The following is an 18,401-nucleotide window of genomic DNA, read 5'->3' on the forward strand; positions in this document are numbered from 1 at the left end:
GGCCTAGCTTTCCCGCATGCCCAAAAGATCGTCCAGTGTGGTGGGCCGGGAGTTCGGTGGCACGATTCGCGCCATCATCGCCAGGACCGGCCTCACCCACCGCAAGCTCGCCGAACTCCTCGGCTGGCAGGAAGCCAAGATCTCCGACATGACGCTCGGCAAGGGCGGCGTGACCGAGGCGGACGTCCTGCTGCTGCTCGGGTACTGCCGGGCCACGGTCGAGGAACGCGAACACCTGCTGGCACTCTTCCGAGAGTCCGGCAACGCCTGGCTGCAGATGCCGGAGGACGGCGTGCCGGACCAGGTCCGCACGCTGATCGACCAGGAACAAGACGCCGACGAGATCGACTGCTGGTCAATGATCATCGTTCCTGGCCTGCTGCAAACGCCCGAATACGGCTACGTCGTCACCGAGCACTCGACGGTGATCAAAGCGGAGGACGTCCCCAAGGTCGCCGCTGCACGAGCGGCACGAGCGGAAATCCTGGAACCAGGCCGGAAGTTCACGTTCTTCGTGCACGAACAGGCGCTCCTGCTCCAGGTCGGCGGACCCGAGGTGTGGCGGGAACAGTTGGCCCACCTGCTCAGGATGTCCGTGCGGAGTTACATCAGCCTGCGGATCATTCCTCGCTCGGCCGGAATGCACGCGGGTGCCTGTGGTGACTTCCGGGTGATGAAGTTCCCGAAGTACCCGCCCGTCGTCTACGTCGACAGCGTGAATTCATGTCTGTTCTTCGACGACCCGGACACCGTCAAGGTCCACGAGGACATCCTGACGGCCCTCGCAGCCATCGCGCTGACTGAGGAAGAATCGAGGGCGGTGATCGACAACATCTTGGAGGGTCCCTGATGACCACCTGGCGCAAGAGCAGCTACAGCGGCAGCAGCGACAACTGTGTCGAGGTCGGCAAGGGCGTCGGCATCCGGGACAGCAAGGCGCCGACCACCCATCTCCCACTTTCCGCCGAGACCTGGTCCGCCTTCTTGCGCTTCGCTCGTTTCCCCGGCACGGCACGGTAACTCTCGGTAGCGTCCCCCTCACGCACGTGCAAGGGGGGCCCACATGACCGATCCGAACCAACTCATCGAGGACTACGAGCAGCGCACCGCAGCCCTGCTCGAACAGGCGGAAGAAGCCAAGTCCCAGATCGCGAACCTGACCGGCGCCGCCACCAGCACCGACGGCGCCGTGACGGTGAGCGTGAGCGCAGGGGGTGCGCTGCTCAGCCTGTCGTTCGGCACGAAGGCCGACGACCTTCCCAAAGACCGCCTGGCAGCTCTCGTCATGTCCACGGCCAAGCGCGCTCAAGCCCAGGCCGTGGGCCAGATCGCCACGATCATGGCGCCGCTGATCGGCGACAACAGCGAAGCCATGCAGTTCGTCCAGTCCCAGATCCCACCGATCGACATCCCGGACGAAGACCCCGAACCTCCGACACCACAACAGTTCGTGGTGAACGAGGAACAGCAGGACGCGGCCACGACCCAGCCTCCTGCACCTCGTCCGGCCCGGCGCCCTGCCGAGGACGACGACACCGACTACGACCAGCGCAGCCTCTTCAAGAAGGAAGGTGGCTGGTGATGTCGGGCTTCCAGGTAGACCTTCAGGCCCTTGAAGTGCACGAACGTGAACTCAAGGCCCTCATCGCAGGCCTTCCCGGCGCGGCCGACGCGGCTTCGTCCTACATCGGCAACCCACAGACGTGGGGCGTCGTCGGCATGTTCTTCGCCGAGATCATGCAGAACTGGACGAACGAGGCGGGCGACTACGTCGACACCGTCAAGAAGGCCGGCGACTCCGTCGTGGAGAGGTTCTCCGGCATGCGTCAGACCTACGCCGACCAGGAGGAGGCCACGTCGCAGATGTTCGCGAAACTGCGCGAGGGCCTGGACAGGACGAAGCCGTGAGCGACGAACCGCAGAACATCGGAGAACTGAACCCCCTCAACGCGACCGAGGAGTTCGAGGCCGGAGACGCGACCGGGTTCTCGAACTTCGACAGTCCCACCCAGGCGTGGGACGCGGCGGGCATTTTCAGCAGTTCGGCCAACCTGATCTACGACGGCGCAAAGGGCGACTGGACGGCTGTTCTCGGCGACCTGGCGGGATTCGGCATGGATCTCCTCGGGTTCGTGACGAACCCGCTGGGCAGTCTGCTGTCGGCCGGCATCGGCTGGCTGATCGAGCACATCGGGTTTCTCAAGGAAGGCCTCGACCTGCTCGCGGGTGACCCGGACGCCGTCAACGCGATGGCGACCACGTGGAGCAACATCGCCCAGCGCATGCAGGAAACCGCGGACAAGTACTCAGGCACGCTGAACACGTTGAGCGGTTCGCAAGGTCCTGCGGTCGAGGGCTATCGCAAGGCCGTGCAGGACTTCTCGAACGTGGTCGCGGGCGGCGCGAGCCACGCCACGTCAGCAGCCCAGGCCATGACGGTCGCGGCATCAGCGGTCGGCGTTGTACGGGGAGCGGTCCGGGACGCCATCGCGTCGTTCGTCTCGAACACGATCATCAAGTTCGCCGCGGCGACGGCGTTGGCCCCGATCACCTTCGGTGCGTCGGAAGCCGCGTTCATCGCGGACACGGTGGCTCAGGGCGCGATCACGGCGGGCAAGAACGCCAAGAAGATCAGCAAAGTGGTCAAGCAGCTCGAGAAGGTCGCCGAGAAGGCCAGGCACTCGCGGGACACCATGGGGAACACCACCAAGAACCTCAAGCGAACCGTGACCGACTACAACCAGAAGGCCGCCCGCCAGGCCACTGACGTGGTGCACCTCGCGAAGAAGGCGGAGCAGGGCAAGCTCGACGCCAAAGACCTCAAGCGCCTGGAGGAACTCGGCGAGAAGGGCGACGCCCTCAAGAACACCAAGGCCGACGCGGTGAAGTCGCTGGAGGAAACGCGCAACGCGAATCTGCGGGACAGCCTGAACGTGGGAAATCCGCGCTTCGACAACGCGAGCGATGTGCTCGAACGTGGGATCACCCCGAAGGTGCTCGGCCACGAACTCCCCGAGATCTCCCTGCCGAACTACCCCAAGATCCTCGGCAACGCGGCGGTCCAGGAGTGGAGCGACCAGACGCACCGCGAGGCGGACGCCGAGGTGAAGCAGGACGAGAAGAACGACGCCTGGCGCGAGTACTGGGAGGGTCAGCGCACGAACGTGGAGCAGCCTGGGGCGTTCAAGCGCATGGAGGGCGACCTGTGATCGAAGTCTTCGTGCGCAGGGCGGCCGGGCTGCTGCTGGTCGCCCTGGCCGCGTTCATCCCGGTCGCCGCGTATCCGAGCCTCACCGAGTGGGACGCGAGGCTTGCCGGACGTAGCGGTCAGCCCACGCGAAGCGTGCTCGAACTCGTGCTCGGAGGCGGTGCCATCTGGCTGATCATCGCCATCGGACTGGGGTGGCACTGGCGTCGCTCGACGATGTGGCCGATCTGGGCGCGCTGGGCCGCGTTCCCCGGATTGTTCCTCTCCGTCATCACCTGCTTCTTCATCGCCGGCAAGCGAGGCGCGCCGATCGCACTCGCGATCGGCGTCGGCCTGGTCGTGACCTGCTGGTTGGCCAGCGAAGCAGCGCGGCTCGTGCTGACCCGGCCCGTCACGACCAGGCTGATCTCGTCGAAACTGGAGATCCCGTTTCCCATCAGAGATCTCCAAGCCCGGTTGTGCGTGAGGGCGGACCGGCTGGTCCTGGACAGTCTGGCGTCGCGGCGCAAACGTTCACGGGACGTGATCGCAGTGCCCTGGACGGCTTTGCGGTCGATCGAGCTGATCGAGGTCGAGCAGGAGACGGTCTGCCAGGTGCGAGTGTTCTCGAACTGGGTCTGGGCGTGCACACGTGAGTTCGTCGTGACCCCCGGTCCGGCGCTGCACGTCGTCGGCACCGCGCGAGAGCTGCTGATTCCAGTGACCACGCACCACGGCCAGACCGCACTCGCCGTGGTGCGGGCGCGGTCCTCAGCCGTTGAGCTCATCGAAGATCCGTTCGAGAAGAGGAGCTGGAACACCGTCACGGGCGTCTCCCCGCAATCCCGGCCGAAGGAAGTCGTTCGCACTGACAGCCGCCCCTACGTCCTCGGGCTCGTCGGTGCGTTTCTGCTCATGCCTCTGGTCATGCTGTCCGGGATGACGCTGTCGCTCATCACCGGTTCGGCGAAGATGCAGGATCAGTTCTTCGCGTCCGGCGGTGTGGTGGATCCGGCCTCGGTCGTGACTCTGGGCATCGCCGCCGTCGTGTTCCTCTATCTGCTGCAGCGCTTCGTGATCAAAGTCTTCCTCAAGAGCATGCGGATCCAGGACTACATCGAGGCCTTCCCCGAACCGCCGCCCGCACCGGCCAAGACCGGAACGGTGCCCGGCTCCGGCAAGAAGAGGAAGAAGCGCTGACCTACCTCAGCAACGCCTCGCGCAGGTCTTCTCTGCGCAGAAGGGCGAGCAGGTCCGGCGATTCGCTGAACACGATGTCCGCGCCTGGGCTGAGCGCCTGCCGCAACATGGACTGGCACACGTCCGCCATCGGCTGATCCTGCACCGTGTGAACCTGCTCCAACATCTCGTCCGCACGCTCGCGATCACGCGCCCGGTCCCATTCACGCAGAGCAAGCCCAACCACTTTTCGGGCGTGCATGCGCCCCTTCGGGAGTCCGCGGTCGTTGAGCCCGAGCACCTCGATCGTCGTCTCGCCCTTCGGCGTCAACGGGCTGTAGACACCCAGCGACAACGTCAGGAGCAGATGGTCGAACGGATCTTCGGCCGTGGGGTCGATCAGCAACGGTTCGCCGTCCACGTCGACCGGAAACAGTTTGCCTTTCCGGTGACTGTTGCACATCGAGCAGGCGAGAACGTGGTTGAGCCAATCGAAGGTGCGCAGTGGGTTGCGAGCAATGGGCTCGAAGTGGTCGACGTCGGTGCCACGACTCTCGCCGCAGTACATGCACGTCGTGAACCCCACGGCCATCTCGCCGAGCACCGTTCTGACGGACTTCCGAACCGTCGAGTGGCTACCCCACGAAGCACGAGCCTTCTCAGGCCGTTCGGTGGACGGGATCAAGTTGATCGCTTGGGTCAGCTCGCCCATCTTGGCCACCGTGTGCACTGGAAGATCAGAACGAACAATCCTGATCATTCGTCGTGCAATCGAGCAGCCACCTCGTCCGCACGGGCAGTCAGCGAACTCGTGAGCTTCTCCCTGAGTTCCTTGTACCGCTGGACTTCCTGCTCGTCGGCCTTGCCACCGATGACCTTGACTTCCAGCTCGACAAGTTGCTTGCGCAGTCGCTCGGCTTGTTCCGAGTAGGCCGAGTCGAGGCCGAACAGCTCGGTGAGCACCGCGTCGTCGCCGCTGCCATACACAACACGCTCATACAGATCCTGGTCGACGACGTGCGGAGGCAGTTGCTCCTCAGGCCCAGGCAACCGGATCAGGCCGCCGGGGTCTGCGGCCTGGCAGATGTACGGACTGTGCGTCGTCACGATGAACTGGATGTTGGGGAAGTGAGCCTTGAGCCAGCCGCCGATGCGCTGCTGCCATGACACATGGAGGTGGGCATCAACCTCATCGATGATCACCACGCCAGGTGAAGTGATGACATTGCCCTCTATCTGAAGCCTCCCGTAGATGTCATGAATCTGTTTGAGCAGATCCACAACGAGAGCCGTCACGGTCCTGTATCCGTCACTTGTCTCACGCAACGGAAACTTGCTCTCGCCGCAAGTGACCCAAAGCCCGTCCGACGTGACGTCGTCGACCTTGTGGTCATCGGGGAGCAGGCCATCGCTCAAAAGGCGAAGCGCGGCTTGTTTCAGTTCGTTCGCGCCCGGCTCACCTTCGAGTGCCCTCAGATGCTGCCGGATCAACCAGCTGACGCCGTCCGCGAGTGATGCGTCCTCATTGAACAAGCTTGCGATGCTCGCCACTCGGCTGGACGATCTGCGGACCGCACCTGTCATTCGACGAAACGGTCCGTATGCGGCATACATCGACGCAACTGACCGAGGCCTGTTCAAGCCTTCACTAGTCCCGAAAAGTGACTGCTCGCCCCAGTGAAGCCTCAACTGAAAAAACTTGTCCGCTGGAAACAGCGCTGGCTCGATGGAATCGAGATCTGGATTCGAAGCGATCTGCAGATCTGCCAGTGCCCGAGATGTCCCGTGCGTGATCCAGTTATCAAAATCCTGCATGAACGCGTAAACAGCACGCGAGCCACCGAGCGTCAATGCGATCGCCTGCAGCAACGTGGACTTTCCCGAGCCATTTCGACCCGCGATGACGGTCCACCCCGTGTGCGAGCCGTCCGGACGCGTGAGAGTCAGATCCACCTCGCGGGCGCCGTGGAACCCCTTGATGTTCCGCAGCTTCACCTGCGAGACGTACATGTCCACTCCGGCCGTCAAGTTGCAAAAGGATCCTTCTGCAACCCTAGTAGGGCATACCCCTAGTCCGCCGACCTAGCAGTGGACTCTGGCACCCGCGGATGCCGGAACCCGGGATGCCCGTTCGGCAGCGCCCGCTTCAGCAGCCACCCCGACACCAGGATGCAGACGATCTGCAACGGCCACGACAGCGCCACCCGCAAGGTCGCCAGCCAGAACACCTGCGCGTCGAGCCACAACGGCGTGAAGATGGCGACCCGCAGCACGTACTGACCGACCCAGGCCCACGACGCGACCGAGTAGGCGCGCAAAAGGGCAGGATCTCGGCGCCATCGGGTCTTCTGCCCGAGCAGCGTCCCGACGACGAGCCCCAGGAACGGCCAGCGCACGGCGATCGAGCCCGCCCACGCGAGGGCCGAGGCCACGTTGGACAACAGCTGGATGAGGAAGAAGTCCTCGACGCGCCCGGTGTAGAGGGCGACCAACGCCGCCGCCACGACCAGCAGGACCGAGAGCAGAACAGCGCGGGGTTTCTCGCCACGCACCAGGCGGAAAACGCCGATCGCCACGCCGCACAGGACGGCGATCACCGCACCCGCGCCGATGGAGTGCCCGAACAGCAGCCAGCCCGCGACGAACGCCAGAGGTGGCAGGGAGGCGTCGAGGGCGCCGCCTCGGCCTCCGAGCAGTGATGCGAGCGACTCCTGGCGCACGTCGGTCATGGTTCCAGGGTGCCTTAGGCGAACCTAACTCAGGTAACGGACCCATATCGGGGATTGACCCCGGTGAACCAGGTCACTACCGTCTGCCGAAATCGTCTGGAAAGTTAACAGACAGGAGCGGACCTAATGCGTGCCGGAAGCCCACGACTGTTGCGGGAGATCAACGACCGCGCAGCCATCGAGGCTTTGCTGCGCAACGGGCCGCTGACCAGGTCGGAGTTGGAAGGTCTGATCGGCCTCTCCAAGCCGGCGACCGCACAGCTGCTCACCCGGCTCGAAGACGCCGACACCGTGGTCCGCAACGGACTGCGTGGCGGCGGACGCGGGCCACGAGCTCAGCTGTGGTCGGTCAACGGGGCGCTTGCGCACATCGCCGCTGTCGATCTCACCCCTGAGACGGTCGACATCGCGATCGCGGACATCTCCGGTGCCGTGCTCACCGAGTACAAGGCGCCGATGCCCGCGAAGCACGGCGTGCTGGAGGCGTTCGTGAGCGCGGTCGGCAAGGCCTGCGGGCAAGCGGGTCTGAGCGCCGACCAGTTGCTGCACGTCGTGGTGGGCTGTCCGGGAGCGGTGAACCCCGCGAACGGTGAGCTCGCCTACGCACCACATCTGCCCGGCTGGAGCAATTTCGACATGCCCGGCCAGTTGCGGGAGCAGCTCGCGACATCGGTGAGCGTAGAGAACGACGTCAACCTCGTCGCGCTGGAGGAGATGGTCGCCGGACGGGCCACCAAGGTGAGCGACTTCGTCGTCATCTGGCCCGCGGACCTCGTCGGTGCCGCCGTCGTCGTCAACGGATCGCTGCTGCGCGGCGCTTCCGGTGGCGCGGGCGAGATCGACGGGCTGATGATCCCCGACCGCGCGGCGGCCGACACCGACACGGACCGCTCCGGCGGCACGTTCGGTGAACTGCTCAGCAACACGTCGATCTGCAAGCTCGCACGCGCCCACGGGCTCGCCGCGCGCAACGGCCACGGTGCCGTGCGCAAGGCGTTGGCCGCGGGTCCGTCGGGCCGTGAGTTCATGGCCGATCTCGCCAAGCGCATAGCCACGGGCGTGGCTAGCGTCGTCGCGGTGCTCGACCCGGAACTCATCCTCCTGTCCGGCGACATCGCGCAGGCAGGCGGAACCACGCTGAACGACCTCGTTGCCGCGGAACTGCGGCAACTGGTGGTGCCGAGAACACCTATTCAGCTGGCTTTGGTCACCGGGAAACCAGTGCGCAGCGGCGCACTGCACTCGGCGCTGGCCTTCGCCCGCGAAGAGGTGTTCGGCCTCCCGGCAGCCACCACGGCTCCATTCCGCGGCCCAGTGGTCGCCGGGTCCCCACGTTGATCGAGAAGGAGTGCACATGCGCAAGCACACCCGTGCTGCCTTGCTCTGTGTCGCCGCAGCGCTGACCCTCACCGCATGTGCGGCGGGCAAGGGTGGCGGCGCGAGTTCCGATGCCGCCGCTGCTCCTGGCAAGGACGACAAGCTCACGCTCACGGTCTGGAGCAACTACTCCGACCGCGAGTACGAAGAGGTCACGAAGGCTCTCAAGACCTTCAACAAGAAGTTCCCGAACATCGAGATCAAGCACGAGGGTTCGCAGGACGACGACAAGATCACCGCGGGCATCCGTTCGGGCAACACGCCGGACGTCGCGCTGTCGTTCACCACGGACAACATCGGCCAGTTCTGCTCCTCCGGCGCGTTCCAGCCGCTGAAGTCCTACATCGACCGCGACAAGGTCGACCTGAACCAGCTCTCCCCCGCGGTGCAGGCTTACACCGAGTACAAGGGCAACCGCTGTGCGATGCCCATGCTCACCGACGTGTACGCCATGTACTACAACAAGGACCTGCTTACGGGCGCCGGCATCGCGAACCCGCCCAAGACGCTGGACGAGCTGTACGACGCGGCCGTGAAGGCGACCAAGAAGGCGCCGAACGGTGACATCGAGGTGGCGGGTTACCTGCCCACGATGGGCTTCTACGCGAACCGCCCGACCATCCTCGCGCCGACGTTCGGCGCGGAGTGGGAGAAGGACGGCAAGTCCGGTCTCTCCAGCTCCCCCGGCTTCACCGAGATGATGACGTTCCAGAAGAAGCTCGTCGACTTCTACGGCTACGACGCGCTGGAGCGGTTCCGCGCGGGTCTCGGCCAGGAGTACTCGGCCGACCACGCGTTCCACCAGGGCAAGATCGCGATCATGATCGACGGCGAGTACCGCACCGCCTTCCTCAAGGCGCAGGCGCCGCAGATCAAGTTCGGCACGGCTCCGTTCCCGACCTGGAAGCCCGCCGACTACGGCACCGCGTTCACCACCGGCACGATCATGGGCATTCCCAAGGGTGCCAAGAACGCCGGCGCCGCGTGGGAGCTGATCAAGCACCTGACGTTCGACACCGACACGATCGTCGACCTGTCCAACGCCATCAAGAACGTGCCGAGCACCAAGGCCGCGATGGACAGCTCCAAGCTCGAGGTGGACGAGCAGTTCAAGACGTTCATCGACCTCGCCAAGAGCGACAAGCTCAAGGGCAACCCGGTCACCCCCATCGGTGACGCGCACATCAAGGCCGTCACGGACTTCTCGGTCTCCTACCAGTCCGGCAAGGTCCCGGACCTGGCGGCAGGCCTCAAGGAAGTCGACAAGAACATCGACGACCAGATCGCCAAGAGCGGCAAGTAGGGATCAGCAAGATGACCGCCACGCTCGGCGCGCGGCCCGCCCCCGGCAAGGGGCGGGCACGTGCCCGCCACCGTCTAGCCGTGCTCGGGTTCATGGCCCCGGCACTCATCGGCTTCGTCCTGTTCTTCGTGTACCCGTTGGTCGCCACGGTCATCTTCAGCTTCACGAAGTACGACCTGATCAACCCGCCGGAGTTCAACGGACTCGCCAACTACGAGTTCATGTTCAAAGATCCCTTGCTCACCAAGGCGATCGCGAACACCTTGTGGTTCGTCGTCGTGCTCACGATCGCGCGGACGGTGTTCGCGCTGGGCGTGGCATCGGTCATCGCACGTCTCAAGTCGGGCGTCGGGTTGATCCGGACGCTCTGCTACCTGCCCTCACTGGCGCCGCCGGTGGCCGCGACACTCGTGTTCTTCATGGTGATGCGTCCCAACGGCGGTCCACTGGACAGCGTGCTCGGCTGGTTCGGGGTCGACGCGCCGCTGTTCTTCTCGGACCCGGCATGGGCCAAGCCCGGCATCACCGCGATCATGCTCTGGATCTCCGGCGACCTGATGATCATCATCCTCGCCGCGATCCTGGACGTGCCGCAGGAGCAGTACGAGGCAGCCGAACTCGACGGCGCCGGCCCGATCCGGCGCTGGTGGCACGTCACGCTTCCGACGATCTCCCCGGTGCTGCTCTTCGGCATCGTGAACTCGGTGATCCTCGCGTTGCAGCTCTTCACGCAGGCGGTCGTCGCGGGGTCGGCCGGCTCTGGAGCAGCGGACGCGACAGGATCGACCAAATATCTCGGTTTCCCGGACAACTCCACGCTGACGTTCCCGGTTTACCTGTACACGCAAGGCTTCCGCTACTTCGACATGGGCTACGCGGCCGCCATGGCCACGGTCCTGTTCATCATCTCGTTCGCCGTGACCATCGTGCTGGTCCAGCGGATGCGCAAGAACTCCACCGCTGAGGAAGGGGGTCCGGGAGCATGACCGCCACGCTGACCAAACCACCGGTCGACGTCCCAGCGGAACCGGAGCAGCCTCGTCGCAAGCGCGACGTCGGCGGCATCCTGAACTGGGTCGCGACACATGCGATCGGGCTCGCGCTCGGCCTGATGTTCGCCACGCCGGTCGTGTTCGTCTTCCTCACCGCGGTGATGTCGGACGACCAGGCGTTCACGTCGAACCTCTGGCCGACCGAGTGGCACTGGGAGAACTTCGTCGAGGTCTTCGACAAGGCCCCGCTGTTCCAGTACCTGATCAACAGCCTCACGTACTCGCTGCTCGCGACGCTGGGCATGCTGATCTCGTCGATCCCGGCGGCCTACGCGCTCGCGAAGCTGAAGTGGCGCGGCCGGAACGTGGCGTTCATCCTCGTCATCGGCGCGATGATGCTGCCGCCGCAGGTCGTGGCCGTGCCGCTGTACGACACGTGGTCGTCGCTGGGCCTGACGGGCACGCTGGTGCCGTTGATCGCGCCGTACTTCCTGTTCGACGCGTTCAGCATCTTCCTGCTGCGCCAGTTCATGCTGACCATCCCGCAGTCCTACGTGGACGCCGCGCGGGTGGACGGGTGCTCGGAGTTCCAGGCACTGGTCCGGATCATCATTCCGATGGCGAAGCCCGGCATCGCGGCCACCGCGCTGTTCTGCTTCCTCTTCACCTGGAACGACTACTTCGGCCCGTTGCTCTACACGGGTGAGGTCAAGGACCAGTGGACGTTGTCGCTGGCGCTGGCGACGTTCAAGGGCATGCACATCGTCCAGTGGAACTCCTCGATGGCCGTCACGTTCCTGACGATGATCCCGGCCGTCGTCCTCTTCGTCTTCGCCCAGAAGTCGTTCGTCAAGGGCATCACTTTCACGGGAGTCAAGGGATGAAACTCACCGTCGTCGGTGGCGGGTCCACCTACACACCGGAGCTGATCGACGGCATCGCCGGCCGTCGCACCAGCCTGGCGGTGGACGAGATCGTCCTCGTCGACCCGGACGAGCACCGCCTCTCGCTGATCGGCCCGTTCAGCCAGCGGTTGCTGGAGCACGCGGGTCACGGGGCGAAGGTGCGCACGACCACGTCGCTCGAAGAAGGCATCGAGGGCGCGTCGGCCGTGCTGCTGCAACTGCGGGTCGGCGGGCAGAAGGCGCGCGCCTCGGACGAGACGTTCCCGCTCAGCTGCGGGTGCGTCGGCCAGGAGACCACCGGCGCGGGAGGCCTCGCCAAGGCCCTGCGGACCGTGCCGGTGGTCCTGGACATCGCGGAGAAGGTGCGCAGGATCGCGGGCCCCGACACGTGGATCGTGAACTTCACGAACCCGGTCGGCATCGTGACGCGCGCGCTGCTGCAGGAGGGTCACAAGGCGATCGGCCTGTGCAACGTGGCGATCACGTTCCAGCGCTGGACGTCCGCACTGCTCGGCGTGGATCCGTCCACTGTGGAGCTGGAGCACGTCGGGCTGAACCACCTCACGTGGGAACGCGGCGTGTACGTGGACGGCGTCGACCGCCTGCCGGAGCTGCTCGCGGACCACGTCGAGGGTCTCGCCGAGCACATCGGCATCGACGGCGAGCTGATGCGGCGCCTGAACATGGTGCCGTCGTACTACCTGAACTACTTCTACAACCACGACGCCGTCGTGCAGAAGCAGCTCACCTCACCGCCGCGCGCCGAGGTCGTGGCCGCGGTCGAGAAGGAACTGCTCGACATCTACGGCGACCCGTCGGTCGTGACGAAGCCGGAGCAGCTGTCGCAACGCGGCGGCGCGTACTACTCCGAGGCGGCCGTGCAGCTCGTGCACGCGCTGACCGGTGGCGCTGGCGCTGAGAAGCACGTGGTGAACGTGCAGAACAACGGCTCGCTGCCCTTCCTGCCCGACGACGCCGTGATCGAAGTGTCCTCCACTGTGGACTCCAACGGCGGCAAGGCGCTGCCGGTCCGTCCGGTGGAACCGTCCATCTCCGGCCTGATCTCGCACGTCACCGCGTACGAGTACCTGGCGCTGGAAGCGGCCAAGCACGGTGGCCGCGACCGAGTGGCGAACGCGCTGCTCGCCCACCCGCTGATCGGCCAGCACGCCATCGCGGACCAGCTGGCCGACGAGCTGATCGCGCAGAACCGCGACCTGCTGCCGTGGGTGAAGGGAAACTGACAACGATGACCGACCGTGTGCTCGCCATCGACGGCGGGAACAGCAAGACCGCGGTGCTCCTGGTCGACGCGGACGGCAAGGTGCTCGCGCAGGTGCGCGGGCCCGGTGCCCCGCCGCAGACCGTGGGCATGAAGCGCGGACTCGACGTGTTCGAGGGACTGGCACGCGAGGCCGCAGCTCAGGCGGGACTGTCCCCTGACGAGCCGATCGCCGCGCACACCTCCGCCTATCTCGCGGGAGCGGACCTGCCCCGCGAGGAGGAGGACCTGACGCGGGCGATCACCGAGCGAGGCTGGTCGAAGACGACGTTCGTCGGCAACGACACGTTCGCGCTGCTGCGGGCGGGTACTGCGGCGGCGGGCGGCATCGCGGTCGTCTGCGGCGCGGGCATCAACGCCGTGGGTGTGGCACGAGACGGCCGGACGCACCGTTTTCCGGCCCTGGGCGCGATCTCGGGCGACTGGGGTGGCGGCGGCCAGCTCGGCAACGACGCCCTCTGGCACGCCGTGCGCGCCGAGGACGGCCGGGGCAAGCCGACGTTGCTGCTCGACGCCCTGCTGGCGCACTACGGCGAAACGTCGATCTTCAACGTGGTGGAGAAGATCCACTTCGAGGAGATCGAACTGGACCCGCACGCCCTCTGTCCCTTGGTCTTCGAGGTGGCGGCGCAGGGCGACTCGGTCGCGCTGGCCCAGGTCGACCGCCTGATCGAGGAGATCGTCGTGCTCGCCACCGTCTCCATGCGCAAGCTCGACCTGATGGACGAGCCCGTGGACGTGGTGCTGGGCGGCGGAGTCCTGACCCACACCGGTGACGTGGTGGTCGGCCCGGTCCGTCAGCAGATCCTGGAAGCCGCCCCACTCGCCCAGGTCCGCCTGGTCGACGTGCCACCCGTGGTGGGTGCGGCCCTCCTCGGCCTCGATCACATCGGGGCCTCGCCGAGCGCAGAGCTGAGGCTGCGCTCGGCCTACAGCGAGCACGTTCCGGCCGCCGCACTCGACGTGGCTGTCAGCGGCTAGACCCACAGACCCCGTCTCAGGGGGTAGATCGGCGGCGGCGCCCCCTGAGACGGTCCCAACCCCACTGCTCGGGGCAGATCGGCGGCGGCGTCCCGAGCAGTGGCCCCACCCCTTTCCGAGGGGGCAGGACCGGCGGCGGCGCCTCCTCGGAAAGGCCCAACGGCCCCCGCAGCGACCTCACGCGCCGAGGTCGTTGCGGGGGTTTTGCGCGTTCGGGGCATCGGACGAAACATCGGTGGGCAAGACTGCGGGCGAACCAGAGGACCGGGAAGGCACGACGGTCGTCGCGGCGACGCTGTCCCGCGGAGTGACCACCGGATTGGAATGGGGAGGCGGCGTGAGGATCGCGGGCCCGCCGGCTCCTGGCGAGGCCGGACCGGTCAGCGCGACGCCGGCGAACACTCCTGCTGTGACAAGCGCTACACCGAACGAAAGGAACGGAAGCGGCAAACCAGAACGCATCCGGCAGAAGTTAGCGACCGAATAAGACGAATCCCCTGGAAAACCCTCAAGCTTCCCTCGATCGAGTGGTAAAAGAATCGTCACCCACAGCGACAAAACCTACGATGCCGTAACCGACGGTGGCGTAACCAGCGGTTCGTTGTGCATGCTAACTAGTCGCCTGCGGACGGGAGCCCGCGGACAGACCAGCTCGCACGAGAAAAGGGGGATGTTGTGCTGCTGCGATGGAACAGTCTCGTGTCCGTGGGGGACAGCTTCACCGAGGGCATGGACGACCCCGGCCCTGGGGACACCTACGTGGGCTGGGCGGACCGCCTGGCCGGAATGATCGCCCAGCAGGCGCCTGAGTTCAGGTACGCCAACTTCGCGATCCGCGGCAAGATGCTGCAGGAGATCATCGACGACCAGGTGCCGCTGGCGATCTCGCTCAAGCCCGACCTGGTCACGTTCTGCGGCGGCGGCAACGACATCATGCTGCCGAACAGTGATCCCGACGCGCTGGCCGAGGCCTACGAGGTGGCGGTGGCCGACCTCAGGGCCGCCGGGTGCGACGTCGTGATCTTCACCGGCTTCGACACGCGGGCCACGCCGCTGCTCAGGAGCCTGCGGGGCAAGATCGCCATCTACAACACGCACCTGTGGTCGATCGCCGAGCGCTACCACTGCCGGATGGTCGACCTGTGGTCGATGCACGCGCTGCACGACCGTCGCGCGTGGAGCGCGGACAGGCTGCATCTCTCGCCGGAGGGGCACCAGCGGGTCGCGCTCAAGGCTGCCGAGGTGCTCGGACTGGCCGACGACCACTCGTGGAACGCGCCGTGGCCGGCCTTGGAGCAGATCGACTGGGTCACCCAGCGGAAAGCCGACCTGAAGTGGGCGCGTGAGTACGTGGTGCCGTGGATCGGCCGCACGCTCCGGGGTGAGTCGATGGGCGACGGCATGGCGCCGAAGAGGCCGGAACTGCTGCCACTCGCGCGCTGCACCGAGGAGAACTTCCAGTAACAGCGAAAGGCCCGACCGGCATTCTCCCCCGAGTGCCGGTCGGGCCTTCCAGAACGCAGGCGCCTTACCCCCTCGGTAATCCCCCACTCGGCGGCCTGCTAGTCCAACATCCCATGCTTTGGGACCAGACGACTAAACGTCCGCTAAACCTCGGACGACAGTGAGTCCAGGGCACCCCGGACCTCGACCGCACGGGCCGAGTTGACCTGCGCGTACAGCCGCAGCGCCTCTGTCAATTCCGCTGCCGCGGCAACCCATTCCGCCCGCCGGAGCAACACTCCGCCGAGCACGTGCCTGCCGAAGCCCTCGAGGTACGTGACCTCGGCCACGGCGGCCTGGTCGACGACCTGGCGGGCCAGCGTCTCGGCCTGGTCCAGCGCTCCGGCCTGGAGGTGGAGTTCGGCGAGGTTGGCGAGACCGCGGATCAACGCCACGTTGTCGCCCGACCGCCGGTACACCTCGACGGCGTGCGCCTGGTGCTGCAGCGCGACTTCCACCTGGCCGCGGGCCTGTTCGACCTGCGCCACGTTGTTGAGCCCGTGCGCCTCGCCGACGGTGTCGCCGGACTGCTGCGCGAGCTGGACGGACTCCCAGAAGTGCAGCAGCGCCTCGTCGTGTTGCTGCAGGCGGAACAGGACGTCGGCGAGCTGGGCGAGCGTCAGCACCAGGTACTGGCGCTCGCCCAGCTCGGTCGCGAGCCGGTGCGCGCGACGAGCGTCCGGCAGCAGGACGGGACGTCCCAGCCGGGCGTTCGTCGTGTAGGTCGTGTCCAGCATGAGCACCTGGCCGAGGCGGCTCCCCGTCACCTCGGCCGCGGCCAGACCGAACCCGACCAGTGCCACCCACTCGCCGGTGAGTGCGCGCACGGTCGCATAGGGGTGCAGCAGTCTGACGAGCTGCCACACCTGGTCGTGCAGGCCCCTTTCGGCGGACGCGTGCACGACCGCGACGATGTTGGGCCATTCCTGGTCGAACCAGTCGACGGGGTCGCCGAACGCCGGCAGCGCCGTGGAACCGTTGTCCCCGAAGGCGAAGTCCAGGCCGTCGCGGGCCGGGCGGATGGCGCGGCGGACGTGGTCGCACGCGACGAGGTAGTAGTTCACCAGGCGCCGCAACGAGTCCAGGTCCGGCCGCCCCACTCCCCGCACGTACAGGCGGACAAGTTCGTGCATCGTGAAGCCGTCCGGCCACGGTTCGACCAGCAGGTTGACCCCGACGAGCTGGGCCAGCCGCGAACGGGCCGACTCGACCTGGATGCGGGTGAGCGCGGCGACCGCGTGAGGCGACATCCAGCGGCCCGGCGCGAGACCGACGGACTGGAAGACCTCGCCCAGTTCGGACGGCAGGTCACGGGTCGACAGGTCCAGCGCCCGCGACACCCCGACGCCCGCTTCGGGCAGGTCGAGGCCGCGCATCCGCTGCCCGTCGTCGGCCAGCTCCCCCACCAGCTCCTCGACCGTCCACTCCGGACTGATCACGAGCTTCGCCGCGGCCACCCGCAACGCGAGGGGCAGCCCTCCGCACAGTTCGGCGAGCTTGCGGGCGGCCACCGGGTCCTCCGACGACAACGGCCTGCCCAGCACGTCGTCCACCAGCGCACGCGCCGCCTCGTCCTTCAGCGGGCCGAGCTTGCGCACGCGGGCGCTGTTGGTGACGACGAGCCGTTCCATGTGGGACCGCGACGTCACCAGCACCACCGAGCCCGAACCGGGCGGCAGCAGCGGCTGGACCTGGTCGAACGACGTCGCGTCGTCCAGCACCACCAGCACGCGGCGGCGGTTGAGCAGCGAGCGGTACAGCCCGACGCGGTCCTCCACGCCGACCGGCACGCCGTCCGCCGGCACGCCCATCGCCACCAGGAACCGGGTGAGCACCTCGCCCGGCTCGGTGTCGCCCAGGGAGGCGAACAGCACGCCGTGCGGGAACATCTCGGAGTTCTCGTGCCCCCACGTGATCGCGAGGGCGCTCTTGCCGACACCGGGCGCGCCGGTCAGCACGGCGACGGCGGTGGACAGGAGGTTCCTGGTCGAGCACACGTTGTCGAGCCACGACCTGTCCTCGTCGCGGCCGAACAGCCGGGACGCGGACGCGGGCAGCAACGCGGGCGCCACGATCCCGGCGCGCGGGGCGACGGGACGCGACTCGACCGGGCCGATCACGCTCAACGACGGGTCGTCGCGCAGCACCTGTTCGTGCAGCGACCGCAGCTGCGGGCCGGGATCGATGCCCAGTTCCTCGACGGCACGGCGCTGGAACCGTTGGTAGGCCTCGAGAGCGTCGGCGCGCTGACCGGACCGGTAGAGCGCGCGCATGCTGTGGGCGACCAGACGTTCGCGGAACGGGTACTCGGTGCACAGCCCGCGCAGCTCGCCGACCAGTTCCAGGTGGCGGCCGAGTTCGAGCTCGGCGTCGATGCGTTCCTCCAGCGCCGACAGCCGCAGTTCTTCCAGGTCAGAGGTCATCGGGTCGCCCGGCACGTCCGCGAGCACCGGCCCGCGCCACAGCCCCAGCGCCTCGCGCAACAGGCCCGCCCTGATCGCGGCGGGCTTGCCACGCGACGACGCCACGAGCTGCCGGGCGCGGTGCAGGTCGAGACGCCACGGGTCGACGGTCAGCTGGTAGCCCGTCGGCGTGGTGCGGATCGTCGCGGAGCCCGCGGGATCGGACTCCTCCAGCACCTTGCGCAGCCGCGAGACGTAGCCGTGCACGATCGTCCGCGCAGTGGCCGGAGGCGTGTCCGTCCACAGCGCGTCGACGATCTGGTCGATCGAGACGGGTCGGTTCGCCTCGACCACCAGCATGGCCAGCAGTCCGCGCATGCCACGACGGCCCAGCTGGACGAGACGTCCGTCCGCGAGCACCTGGAGTGGACCGAGCACGCCGAACTCGAGTCCGGTTTTGCTCCGCATGCCCCTCCTCAGGTGCGCCTGACCTCGTCACTTCAAGAGGTGCGCGAGCCCGAGTCTCAGATACAAGTAAGACCCAAGTTCGAGGGGACGCTA

Annotated in this window: 17 protein-coding genes; 13 read left to right on the forward strand and 4 right to left on the reverse strand. The window is 66.7% G+C overall.

Annotated features, from left to right (window positions below; translation table 11 throughout):
- Positions 1-16 precede the first annotated feature (16 nt).
- The 6 genes from OG205_RS30275 to OG205_RS30300 are packed head-to-tail and all read left to right on the forward strand — an operon-like array spanning position 17 to position 4,387.
- Positions 17-850, forward strand: a complete 834-nt coding sequence (locus OG205_RS30275; protein ID WP_330271396.1) for a helix-turn-helix domain-containing protein — start codon at positions 17-19, stop codon at positions 848-850.
- Positions 850-1,020: a DUF397 domain-containing protein gene (locus OG205_RS30280; protein ID WP_330271397.1), complete on the forward strand. Its 171-nt coding sequence runs from the start codon at positions 850-852 to the stop codon at positions 1,018-1,020. The genes OG205_RS30275 and OG205_RS30280 overlap by 1 nt, the downstream gene beginning before the upstream one ends.
- Before the next feature lie 43 nt (positions 1,021-1,063).
- Entirely contained in the window at positions 1,064-1,582 is a 519-nt protein-coding gene (locus OG205_RS30285) for a YbaB/EbfC family nucleoid-associated protein (RefSeq protein ID WP_330271398.1), read from the forward strand.
- The gene (locus OG205_RS30290) at positions 1,582-1,908 is read left to right on the forward strand and encodes a hypothetical protein (RefSeq protein WP_330271399.1); all 327 of its coding nucleotides are present in this window, start codon (positions 1,582-1,584) and stop codon (positions 1,906-1,908) included. Before OG205_RS30285 ends, OG205_RS30290 begins: the two co-directional genes overlap by 1 nt.
- Positions 1,905-3,209, forward strand: a complete 1,305-nt coding sequence (locus OG205_RS30295; protein ID WP_330271400.1) for a hypothetical protein — start codon at positions 1,905-1,907, stop codon at positions 3,207-3,209. The genes OG205_RS30290 and OG205_RS30295 overlap by 4 nt, the downstream gene beginning before the upstream one ends.
- Complete coding sequence (locus OG205_RS30300) at positions 3,206-4,387, forward strand: hypothetical protein (protein WP_330271401.1); 1,182 nt, start codon at positions 3,206-3,208, stop codon at positions 4,385-4,387. Before OG205_RS30295 ends, OG205_RS30300 begins: the two co-directional genes overlap by 4 nt.
- A 1-nt stretch (position 4,388) precedes the next feature.
- Here the strand turns inward: OG205_RS30300 and OG205_RS30305 are convergent, their stop codons facing one another.
- Genes OG205_RS30305 through OG205_RS30315 form a run of 3 tightly spaced genes read right to left on the reverse strand, consistent with a single transcriptional unit; the run spans position 4,389 to position 7,095 of the window.
- The gene (locus OG205_RS30305; RefSeq protein WP_330271402.1) at positions 4,389-5,078 is read right to left on the reverse strand and encodes an HNH endonuclease; all 690 of its coding nucleotides are present in this window, start codon (positions 5,076-5,078) and stop codon (positions 4,389-4,391) included.
- 44 nt (positions 5,079-5,122) lie between these two features.
- Complete coding sequence (locus tag OG205_RS30310; protein WP_330271403.1) at positions 5,123-6,376, reverse strand: AAA family ATPase; 1,254 nt, start codon at positions 6,374-6,376, stop codon at positions 5,123-5,125.
- Positions 6,377-6,435: 59 nt separating this feature from the next.
- Positions 6,436-7,095, reverse strand: coding sequence for a DUF3159 domain-containing protein (locus OG205_RS30315; RefSeq protein ID WP_330271404.1), 660 nt, complete (start codon positions 7,093-7,095; stop codon positions 6,436-6,438).
- A 126-nt stretch (positions 7,096-7,221) separates the two neighbouring features.
- Between OG205_RS30315 and OG205_RS30320 the strand changes: the two genes are divergently transcribed.
- From OG205_RS30320 to OG205_RS30350, 7 genes are all read left to right on the forward strand, one after another.
- The gene (locus OG205_RS30320; RefSeq protein ID WP_330271405.1) at positions 7,222-8,433 is read left to right on the forward strand and encodes an ROK family transcriptional regulator; all 1,212 of its coding nucleotides are present in this window, start codon (positions 7,222-7,224) and stop codon (positions 8,431-8,433) included.
- Positions 8,434-8,449: 16 nt separating this feature from the next.
- Complete coding sequence (locus OG205_RS30325; RefSeq protein WP_330271406.1) at positions 8,450-9,775, forward strand: ABC transporter substrate-binding protein; 1,326 nt, start codon at positions 8,450-8,452, stop codon at positions 9,773-9,775.
- A gap of 11 nt (positions 9,776-9,786) precedes the next feature.
- Positions 9,787-10,761 (forward strand): carbohydrate ABC transporter permease, encoded by a 975-nt coding sequence (locus OG205_RS30330; RefSeq protein WP_090070004.1) that lies wholly within the window; start codon positions 9,787-9,789, stop codon positions 10,759-10,761.
- Positions 10,758-11,651 carry a carbohydrate ABC transporter permease gene (locus OG205_RS30335; RefSeq protein WP_330271407.1) on the forward strand — a complete coding sequence of 298 codons (894 nt, stop codon included), beginning with the start codon at positions 10,758-10,760 and terminating at the stop codon, positions 11,649-11,651. Before OG205_RS30330 ends, OG205_RS30335 begins: the two co-directional genes overlap by 4 nt.
- Positions 11,648-12,916, forward strand: a complete 1,269-nt coding sequence (locus OG205_RS30340) for a 6-phospho-beta-glucosidase (RefSeq protein ID WP_330271408.1) — start codon at positions 11,648-11,650, stop codon at positions 12,914-12,916. The genes OG205_RS30335 and OG205_RS30340 overlap by 4 nt, the downstream gene beginning before the upstream one ends.
- A gap of 5 nt (positions 12,917-12,921) precedes the next feature.
- On the forward strand, positions 12,922-13,935 hold the full coding sequence (locus OG205_RS30345; RefSeq protein WP_330271409.1) for an N-acetylglucosamine kinase: 1,014 nt from the start codon (positions 12,922-12,924) through the stop codon (positions 13,933-13,935).
- Between the two features lie 675 nt (positions 13,936-14,610).
- On the forward strand, positions 14,611-15,399 hold the full coding sequence (locus OG205_RS30350; protein WP_330271410.1) for an SGNH/GDSL hydrolase family protein: 789 nt from the start codon (positions 14,611-14,613) through the stop codon (positions 15,397-15,399).
- A gap of 143 nt (positions 15,400-15,542) precedes the next feature.
- On the opposite strand, the gene OG205_RS30355 is transcribed toward OG205_RS30350, so the two are convergent.
- Positions 15,543-18,308: an AfsR/SARP family transcriptional regulator gene (locus OG205_RS30355; protein ID WP_330271411.1), complete on the reverse strand. Its 2,766-nt coding sequence runs from the start codon at positions 18,306-18,308 to the stop codon at positions 15,543-15,545.
- Between the last annotated feature and the right edge of the window lie 93 nt (positions 18,309-18,401).

The organism is Lentzea sp. NBC_00516 (genome assembly GCF_036346835.1).
Taxonomy (GTDB): domain Bacteria; phylum Actinomycetota; class Actinomycetes; order Mycobacteriales; family Pseudonocardiaceae; genus Lentzea; species Lentzea sokolovensis.

What these genes read in the sequence shown, in the direction of transcription:
- OG205_RS30275 (WP_330271396.1), top strand. Translation starts at nt 17, where the DNA reads ATGCCCAAAAGATCGTCCAGTGTGGTGGGCCGGGAGTTCGGTGGCACG.
- OG205_RS30280 (WP_330271397.1), top strand. Translation starts at nt 850, where the DNA reads ATGACCACCTGGCGCAAGAGCAGCTACAGCGGCAGCAGCGACAACTGT.
- OG205_RS30285 (WP_330271398.1), top strand. Translation starts at nt 1,064, where the DNA reads ATGACCGATCCGAACCAACTCATCGAGGACTACGAGCAGCGCACCGCA.
- OG205_RS30290 (WP_330271399.1), top strand. Translation starts at nt 1,582, where the DNA reads ATGTCGGGCTTCCAGGTAGACCTTCAGGCCCTTGAAGTGCACGAACGT.
- OG205_RS30305 (WP_330271402.1), bottom strand. Translation starts at nt 5,078, where the DNA reads ATGGGCGAGCTGACCCAAGCGATCAACTTGATCCCGTCCACCGAACGG.
- OG205_RS30310 (WP_330271403.1), bottom strand. Translation starts at nt 6,376, where the DNA reads ATGTACGTCTCGCAGGTGAAGCTGCGGAACATCAAGGGGTTCCACGGC.
- OG205_RS30315 (WP_330271404.1), bottom strand. Translation starts at nt 7,095, where the DNA reads ATGACCGACGTGCGCCAGGAGTCGCTCGCATCACTGCTCGGAGGCCGA.
- OG205_RS30320 (WP_330271405.1), top strand. Translation starts at nt 7,222, where the DNA reads ATGCGTGCCGGAAGCCCACGACTGTTGCGGGAGATCAACGACCGCGCA.
- OG205_RS30325 (WP_330271406.1), top strand. Translation starts at nt 8,450, where the DNA reads ATGCGCAAGCACACCCGTGCTGCCTTGCTCTGTGTCGCCGCAGCGCTG.
- OG205_RS30330 (WP_090070004.1), top strand. Translation starts at nt 9,787, where the DNA reads ATGACCGCCACGCTCGGCGCGCGGCCCGCCCCCGGCAAGGGGCGGGCA.
- OG205_RS30335 (WP_330271407.1), top strand. Translation starts at nt 10,758, where the DNA reads ATGACCGCCACGCTGACCAAACCACCGGTCGACGTCCCAGCGGAACCG.
- OG205_RS30340 (WP_330271408.1), top strand. Translation starts at nt 11,648, where the DNA reads ATGAAACTCACCGTCGTCGGTGGCGGGTCCACCTACACACCGGAGCTG.
- OG205_RS30345 (WP_330271409.1), top strand. Translation starts at nt 12,922, where the DNA reads ATGACCGACCGTGTGCTCGCCATCGACGGCGGGAACAGCAAGACCGCG.
- OG205_RS30355 (WP_330271411.1), bottom strand. Translation starts at nt 18,308, where the DNA reads ATGCGGAGCAAAACCGGACTCGAGTTCGGCGTGCTCGGTCCACTCCAG.